This is a genomic window from Duganella sp. GW822-FHT06D06, from assembly GCF_058799615.1.
Genome location: NZ_JBXALQ010000008.1, coordinates 68191 through 84428, shown reverse-complemented (window position 1 = coordinate 84428; position 16238 = coordinate 68191). Strand labels below are relative to the sequence as shown.

At 66.7% G+C, this 16238-nt stretch carries 8 protein-coding genes; 4 read left to right on the top strand and 4 right to left on the bottom strand.

From position 1 onward, the window contains the following. Nucleotides 1-27 precede the first annotated feature (27 nt). Together AC1RMD_RS16420 and AC1RMD_RS16415 are read left to right on the top strand one after the other, a co-directional pair. On the top strand, nucleotides 28-5691 hold the full coding sequence (locus AC1RMD_RS16420) for a hybrid sensor histidine kinase/response regulator (RefSeq protein ID WP_492927747.1): 5664 nt from the start codon (nucleotides 28-30) through the stop codon (nucleotides 5689-5691). A 140-nt stretch (nucleotides 5692-5831) separates the two neighbouring features. Beyond that, entirely contained in the window at nucleotides 5832-6404 is a 573-nt protein-coding gene (locus AC1RMD_RS16415) for a GNAT family N-acetyltransferase (RefSeq protein WP_492927746.1), read from the top strand. 15 nt (nucleotides 6405-6419) lie between these two features. Here AC1RMD_RS16415 and AC1RMD_RS16410 read toward each other — a convergent pair whose 3' ends face one another. Next, nucleotides 6420-6899 carry a VOC family protein gene (locus AC1RMD_RS16410; protein WP_492927745.1) on the bottom strand — a complete coding sequence of 160 codons (480 nt, stop codon included), beginning with the start codon at nucleotides 6897-6899 and terminating at the stop codon, nucleotides 6420-6422. Between the two features lie 250 nt (nucleotides 6900-7149). Here AC1RMD_RS16410 and AC1RMD_RS16405 point away from each other — a divergent pair, with 250 nt between their 5' ends. Both AC1RMD_RS16405 and AC1RMD_RS16400 read left to right on the top strand, forming a co-directional pair. Continuing rightward, a complete protein-coding gene (locus AC1RMD_RS16405) occupies nucleotides 7150-7770 on the top strand; it encodes a hypothetical protein (protein WP_492927744.1) in 621 nt (206 codons plus the stop codon). A 14-nt stretch (nucleotides 7771-7784) separates the two neighbouring features. Then, a complete protein-coding gene (locus AC1RMD_RS16400) occupies nucleotides 7785-8105 on the top strand; it encodes a hypothetical protein (RefSeq protein WP_492927743.1) in 321 nt (106 codons plus the stop codon). On the opposite strand, the gene AC1RMD_RS16395 is transcribed toward AC1RMD_RS16400, so the two are convergent. The 3 genes from AC1RMD_RS16395 to AC1RMD_RS16385 all read right to left on the bottom strand — a co-directional run bounded on the left by AC1RMD_RS16395 (nucleotide 8098) and on the right by AC1RMD_RS16385 (nucleotide 16145). Next, nucleotides 8098-11388 (bottom strand): AfsR/SARP family transcriptional regulator, encoded by a 3291-nt coding sequence (locus AC1RMD_RS16395; protein ID WP_492927741.1) that lies wholly within the window; start codon nucleotides 11386-11388, stop codon nucleotides 8098-8100. The two genes, AC1RMD_RS16400 and AC1RMD_RS16395, sit on opposite strands and share 8 nt — an antisense overlap. 129 nt (nucleotides 11389-11517) lie before the next feature. Next, the gene (locus AC1RMD_RS16390; RefSeq protein WP_492927740.1) at nucleotides 11518-14604 is read right to left on the bottom strand and encodes a carboxypeptidase-like regulatory domain-containing protein; all 3087 of its coding nucleotides are present in this window, start codon (nucleotides 14602-14604) and stop codon (nucleotides 11518-11520) included. Between the two features lie 104 nt (nucleotides 14605-14708). Further along, nucleotides 14709-16145 carry a cryptochrome/photolyase family protein gene (locus AC1RMD_RS16385; protein WP_492927739.1) on the bottom strand — a complete coding sequence of 479 codons (1437 nt, stop codon included), beginning with the start codon at nucleotides 16143-16145 and terminating at the stop codon, nucleotides 14709-14711. Nucleotides 16146-16238: the final 93 nt, after the last annotated feature.

Sequence of the window (16238 nt, the reverse complement as noted above, 5' to 3'; positions counted from 1 at the left end):
GCCCATCATTGAAAGGCCGAGGCAAGCATGACCACAACTGATTTTCCGAATCCGCCGCAACCGCAATTTGATACCGGCCCCTTGTCGTGGGTGATGGTGGAGATCCGCGAGTCGCTGGCACGCTCGAAGACCGCCCTGTTCGAAGCGGGCGGCCGGGCGCCGGAAGATCAGGCGACCCAGCTGCAGCACGCCAAATCCCATCTGCACCAGGCGCATGGCGCGCTGATGATGGTGGACGTGGACGGCGTCGGCCTGGTGACTCAGGTGGCCGAGGAGGCGCTGGACCGCTTCAAGGCCGGTGCGCTCAAATGCAGCACCGATCATGCGCAGACGCTGGCGGAGCTGTATCAGGCATTGGTCGAGTATTTGCAGGAGCTGCTGGAAGGCGGCCCGTCGCAGCCGGTCAAGCTGTTCCCTTACTACCGCGCGGTGCAGGAGATGCTGGGTACGGAGCGCGTCCATCCGGCCGACTTGTTCTATCCCGATTTGTCGCGCAGCGCCGATCTGTCGGCCGCCGGCGAAGTGCCCGCCGCCGACTACACGGCCTATCGTCAGCGCTTTGAGAAATCGCTGCTGCCATATCTGAAGAGCGCCGACGCCGCGCAGCAGCAGGAGCATGCCGCCGCGCTGCTGGAGGCGGTGAAACTGGTCGCCTCGGCGCAACAGGACGCCAAGGCGCGCACCTTCTGGCTGGCGATGCAGGCCTTCGCCGAGCTGGTGGCCAATGGCGAGCTGGCGGGTGGGTTGTACGTCAAGCAGCTGTTCGGCATGATCAATTTGCAGATACGCCGCCTGAGCCAGGGCACCGCCGCCCAGCCGGACGCGATGCTGCGCGACGCCCTGTTCTTCATCGCCGCCGCCGGACCTGCTTCGGCTTCGGAAACGGTGCAGCGCCTGCGCCGCGTGTTCGCGCTCGACGGCCTGGTGCCGGCCGACTACGAACGCCGCCGCTACGGCCAGATCGACCTTGAGGCGCTGGAGCGCGCCAAGGCCGGCATGGCGAAGGCGAAAGCCAACTGGGACCGGCTGGCCGGGGCGGAAATCGATCCGGCGCTGGACGCGGCTTTCGGCGGCGCGTTGGGCGATGTGGCCGGGGCGTGCGATCAACTGGAGATGCCGGCGCTGAGCGTGCTGCTGCGGCAGCTGGCCGAGGTGGCGCATACCGCCATCTCCGCCGGCCGCAGCGAGGAGCTGGCGCTGGAGATGGCCACCGCGCTGCTGTTCGCGGAACATGGACTGGAGCAGATCCGCCATCTGCCCGACGATTTCGCCGCCCACGCCGACACGATAGGCGCGCGTCTGCTGGCGCTGGTGTCCGGCGATACGCCGCCGGAGCCTGCGCAGTGGCAGCGCGGCCTGGCGCAGCAAATGCAGCAGGACGACACCGTCGTCGCGCTGGCGATGGAAATGAAAACCGGCCTGCGGCAGGTGGAGAAGGTGCTCGACGAGTATTACATCGATCCTTCGAAGCGGCCGTCGCTGGTGGACTTGGAGCGGGTGCTGCACCAGTTGCAGGGCGCGCTGGCGATGCTCGACCAGGAGGGCGCGACGCAGGCGGCGCAGCACGTGAAGGCCGCCGTGCATGCGCTGGCGGCCGGCGAGGGCGATCCGTCATTGGAACCGAAGGCGCTGGACGATATCGCGCAGAACGTCGGCGCGCTGGGCTTCTTTGTCGATATGCTGGCGCAGAACGCGGCCGGCGCGCGCGAGCGCTTTGCGTTCGACGCGGAGCATGGCACTTTCCGTTCGGTGCCGTTCAAGAAGATGGCGGGTTCGGAGTCGATACCGGTGCTGGACCAGCAGGTGCCGGCGCCGGCGCCCGTGGCCATGCCGGTGCAAGCGCCGGCGCCCGCCAGCAGCGATGCGGCGGTGGAGGCCGAGCTGCTCGATATCTTCATCTCCGAGGCGCAGGATGTGCTGAAGTTTGTCGACGCGACGCTGGCCAAACCGCGCGCGGAGTCGGGTAGCGAGGAACATCTGACCATGCTGCGGCGCTCCTTCCATACGCTCAAGGGCAGCGGACGGATGGTGGGGTTGAACCAGTTTGCCGATGCGGCGCATGGCATCGAGCGGGTGATGAATGTGTGGCTGGCGGAAGCGCGGCCGGCGACGGATGCGCTGTTTGATCTGCTGGGCGAGGCAGCGCGGCAGATGGGCGCCTGGGTGGCGGAGTTGGTGGCGTCCGGCGTTTCGGCGCGCAATGCGGATGCGCTGGTCGCTGCCGCGGCGCGGGTGCAGGACGGCGGCGATTTTGCGATCGATGCGCCGATTTCGCCGCCGCTGTCGCCAGTGCCGCCGGCGGAAGTTGTGGCGGAGGAGGACCCTGCGCTTGCCGCAACCGAGGCAGCGCCGGAGGACGATGTGCCGCCGGCGGTGGAACCGGCAGCGCCGCCGGCGTTTGCCGCTACCGGCAACGTCATCGAATTCCCGACCATCACGCCGGTGGTGCCGCGCGACGACAACGTCAAGCATATCGGCGAGCTGGAAATCCCTCTGCCGCTGTACAACATCTATCTGCACGAGACGGACGAACTGGTTCGCTTGCTGACGCAGGACTTTGGCGAATGGCGGCATGAGCCGCGCCGTCCGGTCAATGGGGAGGCGTTGCAGGCGTCGCATACGCTGGCTGGCACGTCGGGCACGGTGGGCTTCAAGTCCTTGCGTGAGCTGGCGCTGGCGCTGGAGTCCACGCTCCAGGCGTTGCTGCCGCCTGCGCCGCATCTGGACCAGGTGCAGCATGATTTGCTGGACTTTACGATAGAGCGCATCCGCCAGATGCTGCAGAGTTTTGCGGCGGGCGACATGCCGTCCGCACAGCCGGAGCTGGTCACGGCGCTGCACGATCTGCGTGCGGAGCTGGAGGCGACGCCACCTGCCGCCAGCAATGCGATCGAAGCGCGACTCGATGATCTGGTCGCGGAGACGATGCATGACATCACCAGCGCACCGCCCGCGCCGATGGAGTCGATGATGGACAGGTTGTTCCGCGAGGCGTTTGATGCGCTCAGTGGAAGCGTGCCGGAATCCGATGCCCCGGTGGTGGCGGAAGCACCGAAAAAGACAGAAGCGCGGACTGACGACAGCATCGATGATCTGTTCAACGCCGCGTTTGACGACTCCTTCGCCGAACCGCCGCTCAAGATCGCCGAGCCGCTGGCCCCGGAGCCGGAGCCAGAACCGGAGCCAGAGCCGGAGCCAGAGCCGGACCCAGAGCCGGAGCCAGAGCCAGAGCCAGAGCCAGAGCCAGAGCCGGTAGCTGCCGCGCCGGAGCCAGAACCCGAGCCCGACCAGGTCATCGAGCCGCAGCCGGAGCCTGAGCTGGAAGCCGAGATCCTCGAACTCCCGCCTGCCGAACCAGAAATCCTGACCGCCGCACCAGCGATCTTCAACGACGAACTGGATGCCGACCTGCTGCCAGTCTTCCTGGAAGAGGGCGCGGACCTGCTGCCGCAAGTAGGCGAAGCATTGCGCGCCTGGCAGCACAGTCCCGCCGACACCGCGCACGCCCAAAGCCTGCTGCGCCTGCTGCACACCGTGAAGGGCAGCGCCCGCATGGCCGGGGCAATGCGCCTGGGCCAGCACGCCCACGAAATCGAAACGCACATTGAAAACATGGTGCACGCCGGTTCCGCCACGCCGCAGGCGTTCGATGAACTGCTGGCCCACTACGATCACGCGCTGCTGCTGTTCGAACAGCTCCAGCACCCGGAGGCATTGCAGCAGGCCGCCGCCGGCCTGGCCGTCGATGTCGCCAGCATGGAGGCCGGCGAGCCTGACATCGCCGGCACCAGCGACATCACCGCCGACGCCATCGACGGCCCCGCCGCGCCAGCCGTCGCGCCGGCCCCACACGCACCGGCCGACGACCTGCAATCCAGCGTCAAATCGCCGCTGGTTCGCGTACGTGCCGACATCCTTGACCGTCTGGTGAACCAGGCCGGTGAAGTATCGATCTCCCGCTCCAAGCTGGAAAACGAAGTAGAGACGTTGCGCGCCTCGCTGTTCGACTTCTCCGAAAACCTGGCCCGCCTGCGCCGCCAGCTGCGCGAAGTCGAAATGCAAGCCGAATCGCAGATCGCCTCCCGCATGTCGATATCGAGCGAACGCGAATTCGACCCGCTCGAGTTCGACCGCTTCACGCGCCTGCAGGAGCTGACCCGCATGATGGCGGAGAGCGTCAACGACGTCGCCTCCTTCCACGAAAGCCTGACCCGCAGCGTCGACAACGCCGGCGACGACCTGGTGCTGCAAGCGCGCCTCACGCGCGACCTGCAACGCGACCTGATGCGGGTTCGCATGGTGCCATTCGCCAGCATCTCCGAGCGCCTGTTCCGCGTCGCCCGCCAAAGCGCCAAGGAAGTCGACAAGCGCGTCAACCTGGATATTCGCGGCAGCGCGGTGGAAGTGGACCGCAGCGTGCTGGAACGCATGGCCGCGCCATTCGAACACCTGCTGCGCAACGCCATCGCGCACGGCGTGGAAAGCCGCGCCGCCCGCAGCGAAGCGGGCAAGAGCGAAACCGGCGAACTGCTGGTGCAGGTCACGCAGCAGGGCAATGAAGTCGTTATCGAGTTCACCGACGACGGCGCCGGCCTCGATCTGGAACGCATCCGCGCCAAGGCGATCAGCAACGGCCTGCTGCAAGCAGACGAAGAAGTCAGCGACGCCCAGATCGCCGACCTGATTTTCGAACCCGGCTTCTCCACCGCTGAAGCGCTGACCGAGCTGTCCGGGCGCGGCGTCGGCATGGACATCGTGCAGTCCGAAGCGCAGGCGCTGGGCGGCCGTGTCGACACGTTCTCGGAGCCTGGCAAGGGCACCCGCTTCACCATCCACCTGCCGTTGACGCTGGCCGTCACACAGGTCGTGCTGCTGGCTGCCGGCGGCAAGACCTACGCGCTGCCCGCCATCCTGGTCGAGCAGGTGCTACAGATGAAGGACGCGGCGCTGGTTGAAGCGCATCACAACGGATATGTACCGATTCAAGGCCAGCACGCCGTGCTGCACTACCTGCCCGCCTTGCTGGGCGACGCGGCGGCGCACCCGCCGGTGCAGCGCTCCGCGCCGGTGATGATGCTCAAGAACGGCAACGAGCGGCTGGCGGTGCGCGTCGATGAAGTGCTGGGCAACCGCGAGGTCGTCATCAAGAACATCGGCCCGCAGCTGGCGCGCATGGTCGGCATCGCCGGCGCCACGGTGCTGGGTTCGGGCGACATCGTCCTGATCCTGAACCCGGTGGCGCTGGCGCAGCACCTGGCGCATCATCCCGAGATGAGGCAGCACTATGCGCAAGCGGCCGGCGACAGCCCCGCGCCGCGCGCCGCGGGCCGCTCGATCATGGTGGTTGACGATTCGATGACGGTGCGCCGCGTAACCCAGCGCCTGCTGGAGCGCGAAGGCTACAGCGTGGTCCTGGCCAAGGACGGTGTCGACGCGCTGGAACAACTGCAAGGCGCCACGCCGGACCTGATGCTGGTCGATATCGAAATGCCGCGCATGGACGGCTTCGACCTGACCCGCAACGTACGCGGCGACGAGCGCACCAGGGACATCCCCATCATCATGATCACCTCCCGCAGCGCCGACAAGCACCGCAACTACGCGCTGCAACTGGGCGTGAACGCCTACTTCGGCAAACCGTTCCAGGAGCCGGTGCTGCTGGACGCGATCGAGGGACTATTGAAACAGTAACACCGGGGTCAAGTCTGACATTCGGACACGAGGTCAGCTTTTGAGTGACGTACAGTAGAGCTTGTGTCCGAATGTCAGACTTGACCCCCATGGGAATTTGCATGAAGAGTCCCAAGAAAACACTGATTTGATCTCCGCTCATGATTAATCACAAATTAGATCGCCTCGTCACGGAACGCCTGGTACTCCGAGTTCCCACGATCGAAGACAGCGCCGGCGTTCTCGCTTATCGCGTGTCCAACCGCGTCCATCTGCATGCGTGGGAGCCTGAGCGGTCGGAGCAGTTCTATACCTTGCAGGCAGTCGAAAGCCGGCTGCGCACGATGGAAGACGAGGTCGCAGAAAGATCGGCGCTTTACTGGCTGGTACTGGCGGCGGGCGGCGCTGAAGTGATCGGTGAATGCAGTTTCACGAATATTATCCAGGGCCCTTTTCAGGCGTGCCATTTGGGATTTTCCCTCGGCAGCGGCCATCAGGGGCGCGGCTACATGCGTGAAGCCCTGGAAGCGGCTATTCCCCATGCCTTCGAGACTCACGGCCTGCATCGCATCATGGCCAATTTTCAGCCGAACAACCAGCGCAGCGAGAAACTGTTGTCCCGACTGGGATTCAAGCGCGAAGGATTGGCGAAGGAATATTTGAAAATCAACGGCCAGTGGGCTGACCATGTGCTGACTTCCCTGCTCAATCCAGCGCGGGAAACGGCGGCCTGAACTGGCCTGCCGGGGTCAGGACGCTGCGCGCACCGCAGCCTCGATCTTGGCCACATCGATTTTGCGCATCTCCATCATCGCCGCGAACGCGCGCTTGGCCACATCGCCGCCCTTGGCCATGGCGTCGGTCAGCACGCGCGGCGTGATCTGCCACGACAGGCCCCATTTGTCCTTGCACCAGCCGCAGGCGCTCTCCGCGCCGCCGTTGTTGACGATGGCGTTCCAGTAGCGGTCGGTTTCGGCCTGGTCGTCGGTGGCGATCTGGAACGAGAACGCTTCGCTGTGCGTGAAGGCTTTCCCGCCAATCAGGCCGATGCACGGGATGCCGCAGACCGTGAACTCGACTGTCAAAACGCTATCCGCCTTCCCACCCGGGAAGTCGGACGGCGCGCGGTGCACCGCGCCGACCTTGCTGTCGGGGAAGGTGCGGGCGTAGAAGTGGGCGGCTTCTTCGGCGTCATGGTCGTACCAAAGGCAAAGCGTGTTCTTGTTCATCGTCTTCCTCCTCAAAATGGTTGGCCGACATAGTCTACCTCCGCTTTCTTACGGGGCGGCGCTAGCTTGCCGTAGGGCTAGCGGGCATTTGCAAGTCATTTGTGGGTCGGACAAGATTAACGTTCTTCCAGCGGTCACCGATATTCCATCGGCGGCGCTTTATCTACGGGAAGAATGCATCATGTCAGTCACCAGCACATACACATTCATACAGGGGTACTTTAACGGTATCTTTATCTGCCAGAACACCGTGAGCGGAGCGGATCAACCGTTCACCGAATCGCCTCCGGGCAGCGTCGTGTCCGTCGTCCACCGTCCCAGCAACGAAATCGTGGTCGATCTCGGCAAGCTGATTAACACCAACGCCAACGTCGGCATGGTCGCCAATCAGCTGATCGCCGCCGGCGCCTCGCTCACCAGCGGCCTGCGGGTGCAGGGCACGCCGTGGATCAGCGTTCCCTACTTTATCCAGTCGCCGGCCGCGCACAAGCCTTTCGATATGCTGACCAAGGTCAATTTCGATTTTCATATCGAGACCCCGTGGGCTTGCAGCGATATCGACGGCACCATCTCGGTGTTCCTGTTCGTCTTCCTCGATAGCAAGAAGCACCTGCACGTGACGGTCGACGGCACCTGGTTTTCGTTCGAGGGCGGCGGGCCTTTCTGCGCCGGCCCCGCTTCCGATGCGTTGAAAGCCGCCATGCCGGCGGTGCGCAAGCAGGTGCAGAACCTGCTGCCGCAACTGATGTCGGCCGTCGCCAACGTCAAGTTCTCCAAGTCTTACTACTTGCCCGGCAATGGCACCAAGGCCGCCGGCACCGTCGTACAAAACGCCAGCGTCGATACGTCGCTTGGCTTGCTCCCAGCTTAAAAAGGAAAATGAAAATGGATAAGGATCAAAAACTGGTCAATGACATCTCCGCGCTGCTGCGCGAAGCGGGCTACACCGCCCTGACCGTGCATACCGACCATCACGGCACGCTGCTCAACGCTACCCGTGATCGGGGCGGCGTGGTGTTGCGGGTGTCGCCGGACATGCAGAAGGTTACGCGCCGCACCGAAGGCGGCGCGGCGGAAGCGCACGCCGAGCGGCTGGATGTACACGAGGTGCCTGCGATGGAAGGCGTGGAGCGGCAGATACGCGACAATCCCGAACTGGCCAAGGCGATGGGCATCCCGGCCCAGCATCTGAAGCACATCATGTAGTTCGCGTCGGTCCGGCCTTGCCCGCAAAGTGGGCGGGGCCCGATTGCGCGGCGCCGGCCAGCAGCTGCTGCGCCAGCGCTTCGATCTCAGGCGCCACCGGCGCGCCCAGCGCGCTCAATGCCATGCGTTGATAGCGGCGGTAGACCGACAATCCCGCTTCGAACGCGGCGTCGTCCAGATGGATGCGCATCAGGTCCGCGCTCAGCGCCTTGCAGTACTGGTCGGCCTCCAGCGCGCGCTCCAGCAACTGCGTGGCGGCGGCCGTATTGCCGGCATGGGCCAGCTGGCGTCCGGCGTCGCCCAGTGCGCGCGCCAGTTTGCCGCGCCATAGTTCGCGCCGCGCCAACAACCACGGCGCGCTTTCCCCGAGCAGCAATTCCCCCCGATACAGCGACAGCACCTGCGTGGCGGTCGCCAGCAGCGCGGCTTCGTGCGTCGCCGGGGCGGCGTCGCCGGCGGCGGCCCATTCCTGCGTCAGCGTTTGCAGGCGTGGCAGCAGCCGTTCCAGCGACGCGGTATCGCTCCAGCACTGCCGCGGCGCCAGCGACAGCGTTCCCTGTACCAGCAGGATGCAGCCCGCGCCCACCGTCGCCCTCAAGCGGGACAGCGTGGTTTCCAGCGCGTGGCGCGCGGTGTCGCCGTCGGCGTCCGGCCATAGCAATTCTGCGGCGCGCTCCAGCGAGATGCTGGACGGCGCGTGGGCCGCGATCAGTTTCAGGATGTCGAGCTGGCGGTGCTTGGATTTTCCTTGCGAGCGCAAGGGCTCGCCGGCGATGCGCAGCTCGAAGCCGCCGAAGCTTCGCACCTGCACCGGCCAGGGCCAGTTGTCGCCGGCGTCTTCCGGCGGCGCCAGGCGCCAGGCGCGCACCAGCATATTGGCCGCGCCGGGGATGATGCCGGCCGCCAGCGCGTGCGCGCACAGCGGTTGCAGGATGTGCGGCGTGGCGAAGGTCAGGTAGCCGCCGCCCTGCGAGGCGATGTGGTTCAGCGCGCGGCGCAGCTTGTCGTGCGCCAGCAGCAGCTGCGCCGGGTGCGCCCGTTGCAGTTGCGGCAGCGCCTGCGCCTTGCCGTCGGCGCCGGTGATGAACAGCCACGCCTCCAGCAGGTCGGCCAGGGTCGCCGCCAGCGGCGAGCTGTAGTCGCGGCCATGCTGGCGCAGCACGACGGTTTCGGCGGCGCAACGGTCGCGGTCCAGCAGCGTGTAAGCGACGCAGCTGGCGGCCTGCGCGTAGATTTCGTACGGCACGCTGCCGAAGCGCAGCGCCGCTTCATGCGCCAGGCGGGCGTACGCCAGCGCGCCCTGGCCGTCGCCGCGGCAGCTGGCCAGCCAGGTTTGCGTCAGCTGCAGATGGGCCACCAGGTTGTGGTGCTGCGGCGGCGTTTGCGCCGCCACGTCGGCGATGGCGGCGGCGGCCTTGTCGAGCTCTCCGCGCAGCAGGCAGGCGGCCGCGTACAGCAGCACATAGTGCGCGTCCATGATGCGGATGCCGCTGCTCTCCGAGCTGGCGCGGCAGGCGGCGAAGGCGGTGTCGAAGCGCGTGTGGTCCATGGCGGCCAGCGCGTCGTACAGCCGCACCAGGTGCGACAGGTAGCGCGCGTATGGCGGCAGCGTGGCCGCCTCCGGCAGCGCGTCCAGCAGCACGCGCACCGAGCGCACGGCGGCGTAGCGGCCGGACTGGTAGTAGTGCTGGCCCAGCATCGCGCCCAGCCGCACCTTCAGCGTCGGATCGGCCGGCTGGCGCAGTACGTCCAGCGCGCGCTGCTCCCACAGGTCCATGTCCTGGTGGCCGGGATCGGTCATGAACAAGCCGCTCCACATGCTGTGGGTCAGGTGGGCTTTCAGGTCGGGATCGGGCAGCTGGTCGTAGTCCTCCGACGGGTCCACGTGCTGCTGCAGGAAGGCGCGCAGCGGTTGTTCGGCGGCGCCGTCGAAGAAGTAGGAGCTGATGATGGCGCTCAGCGCCAGGAAGCGGTGCATCGGCCGGTGCTGTTCCGTGAACGCTTGCAGCGCCTTGAGCAGCGCGGCGCGGGCGCGCGCGGTGTCGCTCATGAACACGGCCAGGCCCAGCCAGTAGTAGTGCCATGGGCTGCGCTGCGCTTCGGGCAGGGCGTCGATCCAGCGCGCCAGCGTGGTGTGGCGGGCGCTGGCCAGCATCGCTTCGGCGCGCGATTCGATCAGGCCGGCCGCGCGTTCGGGCATGCCGTGTTCCAGTGCCAGCTTGATGGCGGTGTCGCCGCTGCCGTCGGCCAGCAGGGTGTCGATGCAGCCGGCGATCCAGGCGCGGCGCTGCGCGTCGTCGATGCGGGTGGCGGCCCACTTGCGCAGGAAGCCCTGGAACAGCGGATGCAGCGCATATTGGCGGCCCGGGTATTCGTAGATCAGCGCCCCCTGCGCGGCCAGGCGGGCCACGATGTCGGCCGCGTGCGGCGCGCCGGACAGCGCCTCCGCCCAGGCGCCGCTGAAGTGCGGCAGCCAGCACACGGCCAGCAGCGTGGCGCGTTCCTCGTCGCTGTAGGCGCTGAACACTTCCTCGGCCAGGTAGCCCACCATCGCTTCCGACAGCACATCCTCGGCGGCCAGCGCGGCGCCGGGGCGGCGCTTGAGCCACGAGGCCACCAGCGCGATGCCGGCGGCCCAGCCGCGCGTGAAGTTGTAGACGCTGTCGGCCACGCTGCCGGCATGGACGATGCCCAGCACGTTGAGCAGGATTTCGGTTTCGTCGCGGCTGAAGGCCAGCGCCGCGCCGTCCACTTCATGCATGTCGCCGTGCGCCAGCAGGCGCGCGCAGGCGGCCGGCGGCAGCGCTCGGCTCAGCACCACGACCTTGCTGGCCGGCGGCAGCTCGGCGGCCAGCGTGTCGAGGAACTGGCGGAAGAAGGGCGCGTCCTGGCAGCGGTGGGCGTCGTCGAGCACGATGCAGCTGGCCGGCGCCAGCGCCGCGCCCAATGCGCGCACGTACAGCCGCAGGTAGCCGTGCAGCGCCGGCAGGTGTTCGCGCAACAGCGGCGGCGGTTGCCAGCCGGGCGCCACGCCGCCGTTGGCGATCGCCTGTTCGAAGTAGAGCAGGAAGCTGGCCGGGTCGATGTCCGCCTCGTCCAGTCGCAACCACGCAACAGTGGGGCCGGCGGCCTGGCAGAATTCCAGCCCCAGGCTGGTCTTGCCGGAGCCGGCCGGCGCGGCGATCCAGGTCAGCGTGGCGGGCGAATCGAGCATGGCCTGCACGGCGCTGTGGCGGCCGATCAGACGGGCGACGGGACGGGAGGTCTTGGCAAGTGAAGCCATGATGGCGGTTCCTGGAAGCGGACTGCGCGGGAACCACCAGTTTAATTCTGATTATGAAAAGAACAAATCTTTAATTTCGACAACTATCGTGCTGCAAGGGGCGGCCGGGCCGCCCCCTGGCCTTGCGGCTTACACCGGATCGACCTTGTTGGTCAGCGTGAAGTGCGCCTCGGCGTAGTTGTCGCCGTCGACGAACATCCACCAGGTGCCGCTCTTGCCCGGCCCGACGGTGAACGGCGCCAGGTGGCCCTCCTGGTAGTTGTCGCCGTCGGCATAGCCCTCGCCGTAGCAGCGCAGCGTGGCCTTGACCTGGATGACGTCGTTGGCCAGCAGGTCCAGCGTCAGGATCAGGCGGCCCATCGCGTCGTCGGCCACCTGGTCGAACACCTTCACGATGTGGGTGTCGGACGACGGTCCCAGCTGGGCGATGTTGTAGAAATCGCCGACGCTGTGCGGATAGGCCGCGGCGGCGAATTCATAGTCGGTGGTCGCCATCCAGCCGTCGATGGTCATGCGGCGGAACCAGTGCGGCGGATCCTTCAGGTCCACCGTCACGTTGGCGGTCTGGTTGGCCTTCACCGTCACCGTTGCGGCGCCGTGCAGCTCCTGCTTGTCGGCGGTGACTTGCACGCTGCCCACCGGCACCCCGGTCAGCGTGAAGCTGCCGTCGGCGGCGCTGTGGGTGAACTGGTTCTGCGACAGCTGCACGCTGACGCCGGCCGCCGCCTTGTCGCCGTAGTGCACCACGCCGTGCAAGGTGCCGGTCTGCGCCACCTTCTTCCATTTGTAGACGGTCACTTCCTCCCAGCGCGCCGGCCGGTAGATCAGCGGCTCGGCATAGCCGTACAGCGGCGCGTCGAAGAAGCACAGGTTGGCGGGGCTGACGGCGTTGGCGTCGCCGGTCTGGCGCCAGGCGTCGGAGTCCTTGGCGTCGGTCTCGCACCAGTCGGAGGCGAAGGCGTTGAGCATCTGGTTGGCGGTGTCGTCGGCGGCGTCGGTCAGCGCGTTGCCCAGCCAGCCGGCGCTCTCCAGCACCATCTCGTGGATCTTCGTGTACAGGACCTCGCCGGCGGCGATGCGCTCGTCGGACTGGTAGACGTACAGGCCGTCCGGCGTCGACTGCACGATTTGCGCGCCGCCGGTCAGATCGCTCTGTTCCAGCGTGCCGCCTTCCATCGGCACGCCGGACTGCTTGATCGACATCCACAGCAGCGACGAGCACACGGTCGGGAAGGTGTTGGCGGCCCACTTGGCGCTGGCCGGCGCCTTGTCGGTCAGGCCGATGGCGGGCTTGGTGTAGCAGTAGAAGCGGTAGTGGCTCTTGCCGGCCTGCTGGGCGGCGAAATCGGCGATGCCGTGCAGCGTCTGGCGGATCTCCAGCGTTTCCTTCAGCGGATCGGGCTTGACCACCATGGCCGGCACGATCTCCGGCGCCACGCCGCCCAGGTCCATCTTCGATTCGATGGTGGCGAAGCCGGCGATCGGATACTTCTTGCCGGTCTCGGGATCGACCATGTCCTCGCCGTCGACCGCGTGTTCGACGGTCTGCGTGACCACGCCCGGCCACAGGTATTTGAGCACGTCGGGACGGGCGCCGTCGCCGTCGATGAATTCGATCAGCCGGTCTTCCGAGGCGGTGGAGTGGGTGATCTCGTCGCGGTTGCGGGTCATGATGCCGGAGTGCGAATAGCGCTGCGGCGGCGACACCGTCTGCAGCACGGCGGAGATCAGGCTGCCGTTGCTGGGGTTGAGGATCAAGTCGCCCTTCTTGGCGTTCATGAAGCGCGGCGGCATCTGCATCCAGCGTTTTTCCTGGGTCGGCATGCAGAACATGCCGTCGGGGATGTGGTCCGGCATATTCCATGGATCGCATTCCTGGCCCTCGACCGGGAACGGCGGCGCCATGTGCATCTCCATCGCCGCCAGCGTGCGCACCGGTTGCAGCGCCGACGAGGTGGCGGCCGACAGCATGCCGTAGTGGCCCAGGCGCGCCACTTCCTCCAGCGTGATGGTGCCCGGATCGGCGACCAGCTGGCGGCTGGCCAGGTCGTTCAGCAGTGCCTGCGCGTTGGCGTTGACCAGCAGCTTCTTGCTCATGTGCTGGGGCACGTCGAAGTGGGCGCTGACGCGCACCGGCAGGCCGTTCGGCGCCGTACCCTTGTAATGCACGCTGAAGGCGATGGCCTGCTGCGGCAGCTGCGCCTTCGGAATCGCGACGTTGATGCGGGTGCTGGCATGGGCTTTGAGCACGATGGCGCTGGCGACCGGCGGCCGCAGTTCGAACTCGCGCGGGCCGTCTTCATAGGCCAGTTCCAGCTGCATGCTGCTCAGCGTCAGGTTGCCGGCTTCGGGATTGCGCACCACGAAGCTGGCGCGGAAGCTGCCGTCGACGAATTGGGCGCTGAAGTCGCTGCTGTCCACCGGCGGTTGCAGCACGCCGCGCTGGCGCGCCAGGAAGTAGGGATTGGCCACGCTGACGCTGCGCCGGATCACGCGCGGCGCGGCGCCCGCCTGCTGCACCGTCACCTGCACATGGAACACCGTGTGCGGCCGGTTGGGATTGAGCTGGGCGGAGAAATCGTGCTGCACCGTCGGATGGGTGCTGCCCAGGGCGGTCGCGCCCAGCTGCCAGTTGTAGACGGCGGCGGTGGCGCCGCCGCCGGCGTTGATGGCCAGGCGCGGTTGCGTAGTCGGCAACAGGATCGGATGGCTGGCGGCGTCGCGGGCTGGGATGGTGCGCGCGCTCATCGCCGTTTTGCGCGGCACGATGGGGCCGCTTGGAACGGCGGGCGTGGCCGGGTGGCGCGGCTTGATCTCGATGCGCGGACGCGGCGTGCCCTGGGTGCGGCGCTCGGGCGCGTTCTGCACCGTCAGTATCATCGCGGTCGGGTTGTGCGGCGCGCTGCGCACCGTCAGCATCGGCGGCTGCCTGCCGTCGGCGGGGGCGTTGATCTGGACTTCGGCCTTCAACTTCTCGATGGCGCCGCGCTTGCCGGCGGTGACGTTGATGGTCTTCTTGCCGGCGCGGTTCCACACCAGGTACTGCTTGGAACCGGGCACGCCGTTGATGCAGATGTTGCCGTTTTCGTTGTTATCGTAGGACTGGCCGTTCGGCGCCTTGACTTCGACGCAGACGCTGTCGCCGATGGCGGCGACGGCGGGCGTGCAGACGACGGAACCAAGCAGCGGGGTTGGGGCGGTTGGTGCTTGCAACATGGGAACTCCTGTGGACAGTGGGAATGATGACATCAGGCCTGTTGACGGCAGTCCTGGTGTTCCCAGTGTCGTGCGGAGCACCCCACAAATCGCTCACATATGCGTCAGTCGGCTTTCTTCACCACCGCGTAGCGCTCCAGCGTGCGCCTGCGCGCTTGCTCGTGCATGACGATGGGAGCGGGGTAGTCCAGCGGCAGCATGCGCGGCGTCAGCCATGGCGCGTGGATTTCCTTGTCGCTCAGATCCTTGAGCTGCGGCAGGTAGCGGCGGATGAACTTGCCCGTGCCGTCGAACTTTTCCGATTGCGTGATCGGGTTGAAGATGCGGAAGTAGGGCTGGGCGTCGCAGCCGGACGAGGATGCCCATTGCCAGCCGCCGTTGTTGGAGGCCAGGTCGTAGTCGTTCAGGTGCTGCGCGAAATAGGCCTCGCCGCGGCGCCAGTCTATGCCCAGGTCCTTGATCAGGAAGCAGGCCGTCACCATGCGCAGGCGGTTGTGCATGTAGCCGGTCTGGTTCAGCTGGGCCATCGCCGCGTCCACCAGCGGGTAGCCGGTGCGGCCTTGGCACCAGGCGGCGAACAGCTGGTCGGCCTGCGGGCCGGTTTCCCACTCGATGGCGTCGTAGGCCGGCTTGTAGGCGCCGCCCACCACGTGCGGGTTGTGGAACAGGATCATGGCGTAGAACTCGCGCCAGATCAATTCCGCCAGCCACACCGGCGCGCCTTCGCCGCCGCCGCCGCGCGCCATCAGGTCGGCCACGGTGCGCACCAGGTGCCGCACCGACAGCGTGCCGAAGCGGAAGTGGATGGACAGGTACGACGGTCCCTTCACGGCCGGGTAGTCGCGCGCGTCCTTGTAGTTGGCGATGCGGGGCAGGAAGTCTTGCCACAGCTGCGCCGCGCCCGACATGCCGGTCGGGATCTTCATGTCGGCCAGGTTGCTGGGCTCGAAGCCGAGCTCGGCCAGCGTCGGCAACGCCGGCGCCGGGTCGGGCGGCGGCGCCAGCCGCGCGACGTGCGCTTCGATGTGGTAGGGCGCCAGCACCGACGGGTCCGCCTCCAGCTTTTTCAGCCAGGCGTTCTTGTAGGGCGTAAACACCGAGAACACGCCGCCGGTCTGCGACAGCACTTCGCTTTTTTCAAACACCACCTGGTCTTTGTAGCTGCAGAACCGGCGGCCGTCGGCGCGCAGCGCCTGCGCCACAGCGGCGTCGCGGGCGATGGCTTGCGGCTCGTAGTCGTGGTTGCAATACACGGCATCCACGCCCAGTTCGGCGGCCAGGGCCGGGATCGCGGCGGCCGGATCGGCGTGGCGCACGATCAGCTGGCCGCCCAGCTGTTGCAGCTCGGCCGCCACTTCGGCGATGCTGGCATGGATGAAGTCGACCCGCCGGTCGCGGCGCGGCAGCCCGTCCAGGATGGTGGTGTCGTAGACAAAAACACAATACACGCGGGCGCTGTCTTGCAGGGCCTGGTGCAGGGCGACATGGTCGAAAACCCGCAGATCGCGGCGCAGCCAGACCAGGGAAGAATTCAGTTTCATTGAGTCTGTGTCAATCGGGTGGGGGAACTCAAACATGGCCGCATCCGCAATTCAGTGTAAACTATCGTTTAGACAGAGTTGCTAGCCGCGCGA